Here is a 2,293-nt window from a genome sequence, read left to right as displayed (position 1 = left end):
GACGCGCTGCCGATCCCGCACGCCCAAATCGAAGACCTCTACCCCCTCTCGCCCATGCAACAGGGAATTTTGTTTCACACATTGAGCGACCCTGAGGCCAATCTCTACGTCACCCAGCTGGCTCTGGATTTGATGGGTTTGGATGTGCCGCGATTTATTCAAGCCTGGCGGGAGGTGTCCAATCGGCACGAGATTATGCGCAGTGGATTTTTCTGGCAGGGCGATGCGCCATTACAAGCCGTATGGCGCGAGGCGGAGATACCAGTCAGCCGCCTGGAATGGAATAAAGACATATTTAATGAAGCCGAGTTGACGGTATTGGCGCAAACCGATTACGCGCGCGGCTTCGATCCGGCCCGGCCGCCGTTGCAGCGTTTGACCTTGGTCAGTTTGCCCGAACGGCGGACGCATCTGATTTGGACCAACCACCACTTGTTGCTGGATGGCTGGAGCAGCTCGCTATTTTTTGCCGAAGTCATGACCTTATACGAAGGAAAGACGGCAACTCTGGGAAAAACAGGCCGTTACCGCGATTACATCGCCTGGCTGGCGGCCAGAGATAAAAAAGCCGGCGAAGCTTTTTGGCGGGAAACCTTGCGCGAGGTTAGCGAACCATGCCTGTTGGCGAATTGTTTGGCTGCGCCGGGACAACATGGCAACGCTTATATCGAATGCAACCTGTCCGACATCGAAACCGAGGGCTTGCAGGCCTTCGTTCAACGGCAGCGTTTGACCTTGAATTCCCTGGTGCAAGGCGCTTGGGCGCTGTTATTGGCGCATTACACCGGTCTACGCACTACGGTGTTCGGCACCACCGTGGCCGGACGCCCCGGCGATTTGTCGGGCGCGGAAAATATGTTGGGCTTGTTCATCAACACCTTGCCGGTTGCGGTCCGCATCGAGCCGGGCAAGCCGGTGGCGGATTGGCTGCGTGACTTGCAAAGCGCCAATTTACGGATGCGCGAGCACGAATATTTGCCTTTGTACGAGCTGCAAGGTTGGGCCGGAACCGGCGGCGGCGACTTGTTCGATACCTTGCTGGTATTCGAGAACTACCCTGCCGATGCGGCTTTGCGCCAGGCCGACGGCGATGTGCGCATCGGCAATCTGAGCCAGCGCGACGTGACCAATTATGCGTTGACGTTGGACGTTACGGTTGGCCGGCGTCTGGAAATCGGTTTCGATTATGCCCGTGCGTATTTCGGCGAAGACGATATGCGGCGGATGGCGAACGGCATGCACCATTTGCTGTTGGAGATTACGCGGCAGCCGGATCTTTGCATCGGCGCGCTGCGTTTGGGTGAGTCTGCGTTTGCCGATACGTTGCCTGTTGCGCAATATCAGCTTGGCGAGTTGTTGCCGTCACGCATCCGTCGCCAAGCCCAAACCCGTCCCGATGGCGTAGCGTTGATCGCCGGCGCCGAGCGGCTGAGTTACGCCGAGCTGCAAAGCCGGGCCAACCGTTTGTCGCATTATTTACTGGAGCAGGGCCTGCGCCCCGGCGCGGTGGTGGCGTTGAGTCTGCCGCGTTCGGCGGAGATGCTGGTTGCCTGTCTGGGGGTATGGCAATGCGGCGCGGCGTTTCTGGCCTTGGACCCCGGCTATCCGGCCGAACGATTGCAGTACATGCTGGACGATGCCGGCGCCGAATGGCTGATCGGCTGCGATGCGACGGTCGCTAGGGTGGGTACGGTTAGTGTCCGCGAGCAAACCGCGCTAACGGCGGGCAATGACATTGCCCACCCTACAACCATGTCCAAGTCGGAGCAGGAGCGCCCTTCGACAAGCTCAGGGCGAACGGTGATTGCGGGGTCGGTTCATCGGGCCAATGCCATCAAACGGATAGACCTCGCCCGGCTCGACTTGCCCGCCTACCCCGACATGCCGCCCGACGTGGCGTTGCACCCGGAAACGCCGGCCTACCTGATCTACACCTCCGGCTCCACCGGCCGGCCCAAGGGCGTGGCGGTGGCTCACGGCGCGCTGGCCATGCATAGTCTGGCCATGGCCGAGCTGTACGCATTGCAAGCAGGTGAAACCTGTCTGCATTTTGCCTCGTTCAGCTTCGATGCCGCCATCGAGCAATGGGCGGTGCCGTTGCTGCGTGGCGCCACGCTGGTCATGGGCGATCCGGCGCAATGGAGCGTCGACCAAACCCTGCAAGCCATTCGCGAGCATGCGATCAGCCGAATCGACGTGCCGCCGGCCTATCTGGTCGAACTGGCCCGCCAGCTCGACAAGCCGGAACAAGCACCCGCATTGACCGGCTGCACCGTCGGCGGCGAAGCCCTGC

The 2,293-nt window shown here is 60.6% G+C and carries 1 protein-coding gene; it reads left to right on the top strand.

Features of this window, described 5'->3' with window-relative positions; translation table 11 throughout:
- Positions 1-2,293 (top strand): condensation domain-containing protein (locus tag ACW73I_RS22945; protein ID WP_458031833.1); only part of this gene is annotated, 2,293 nt, incomplete at both ends.

It is taken from the genome of Methylomonas sp. MgM2, assembly GCF_054172045.1.
The sequence above is the reverse complement of the archived record's forward strand: the minus strand, read 5'-3'. Positions and strand labels throughout refer to the sequence as shown.